This is a genomic window from Saccharopolyspora sp., from assembly GCF_017434145.1.
Lineage (GTDB): Bacteria > Actinomycetota > Actinomycetes > Mycobacteriales > Pseudonocardiaceae > Saccharopolyspora_C > Saccharopolyspora_C galaxeae.
In genome coordinates, this window is sequence record NZ_JAFRFW010000431.1 from 1 (window position 1) to 1,727 (window position 1,727).

At 73.4% G+C, this 1,727-nt stretch carries 2 protein-coding genes; both read left to right on the plus strand.

Translation table 11 applies throughout. From position 1 onward, the window contains the following. A partial coding sequence (locus IJH84_RS11880) for a molybdopterin oxidoreductase family protein (RefSeq protein WP_295144059.1) occupies positions 1-1,401 on the plus strand: 1,401 nt, incomplete at its 5' end. Further along, a partial coding sequence (locus IJH84_RS11885) for an FAD-dependent oxidoreductase (RefSeq protein WP_295144062.1) occupies positions 1,398-1,727 on the plus strand: 330 nt, incomplete at its 3' end. The genes IJH84_RS11880 and IJH84_RS11885, both read left to right, overlap by 4 nt.

Below are 1,727 nucleotides of genomic sequence, written 5' to 3' on the forward strand. Positions count from 1 at the left end.
CGCGAGCGCACCAGCGGTTTCGACGCGGCTCGGCAACGGGCGATGACGTGGTGGCCGGAGCGGGTCGAACGGGTCACCGGAGTGCCGGTGGGCGCACAACGCGCGGCGGTGCGGATGCTGGCGCGGGCCGAGCGGGCCTACGTGCTCACCGGCCGCGGCGCCGAGCAGCACAGCAAGGGCACCGACACCGTCGCCGCATTCATCAACCTGTCGCTGGCGCTGGGCCTGCCGGGCCGCGAAGGCAGCGGCTACGGCTGCCTGACCGGACAGGGCAACGGGCAGGGCGGCCGGGAACACGGGCAGAAGGCCGATCAGCTGCCCGGCTACCGGATGATCACCGACGAGGCCGCTCGCGAACACGTCTCCAGGGTCTGGGGCGTGCCGCCGGAGACCCTGCCGGGACCGGGCAGCAGCGCCTACGAGCTGCTGAGCGGGCTCGGCACCCCGCACGGCCCCCGCGCGATGCTGGTGTTCGGCTCGAACCCGGCCGTTTCCGCGCCGCACGCCGCGCACATCACCGCGCGTCTGTCCAGTTTGGACTTCTTGGTGGTGGCGGACTTCGTGCCGTCGGAAACCGCGCGGATGGCCGACGTGGTGCTGCCGGTGACGCAGTGGGCCGAGGAGGACGGCACCATGACCAACCTCGAAGGCCGCGTGTTGCGCCGCCGCCGGTTGCAGAACCCGCCCGGGCACGTCCGCTCCGACCTCGAAGTGCTGCACGGGCTGGCGCGGCGGCTGGGCGAACCGGCGCAGCGCTACCCCACTGCACCGCGCGAAGTGTTCGAGGAGCTGCGGCGCGCCTCCGCAGGCGGCAAGGCCGACTACTCCGGCATCGACTACGAACGCCTCGACACCGAGGCGCTGTACTGGCCGTGCCCGGCGGAAGGCCCGGACGGGACCGCTCATCCCGGCACTCCGCGGCTGTTCCTGCACGGCTTCGCCCACCCGGACGGGCGGGCGCGGTTCGCAGCGGTCGAGCACCGCGTCGCGGCCGAGTTCGTGCGCGCGGAGTTCCCGCTGCTGGCCACCACCGGCCGCGAGCTGGCGCAGTACCAATCCGGTGCGCAGACCCGCCGGGTCGCCGAACTCGACGCAGCGGCACCGGAGGCGTTCGTCGAGGTCCATCCGGACACCGCAGAACGCGCCGGGCTGCGCGAGGGCGCTCTGGCGGTGGTGACCTCCGCGCGCGGCGAAGTGGTTGCGCGCGTGCGGCTGGTCGCGTCGATGCGCACCGACACCGTGTTCCTGCCGTTCCACTTCCCGGGCGATGGCCGCGCGAACCTGCTCACCAACCCGGCGCTGGACCCGCGCAGCCGGATGCCGGAGTTCAAGGTCGCCGCGGTGCGGATCGGCCCGCACCCGCCGCCCGGGACCACGGCTGCCGAGGAGGTGCCCGCGTGAGCCACGTGCTGGTCATCGGGAACGGCCCGGTCGCGCACCGACTGGTGGAGCGGCTGCGCCACCACGGGCACCACGGACCGATCACCGTGCTGGGCCAGGAGCCGCGTCCTGCGTACAACAGAGTGCTGCTGGGCTCGGTACTGGACGGGACGCTCGGTCCGGACTCGATCACGCTGCCGGAGTCCGAAGCGCAAATGCGGCTCGGCGTGACCGCCACCGCCATCGATCCGGCGCGGCAGCTCGTGCGCACCACCACCGGCGTGGTGCACCGCTACGACGAGCTCGTGCTGGCCACCGGAGCGCGGGCGACCGTGCCGGGAATTCCC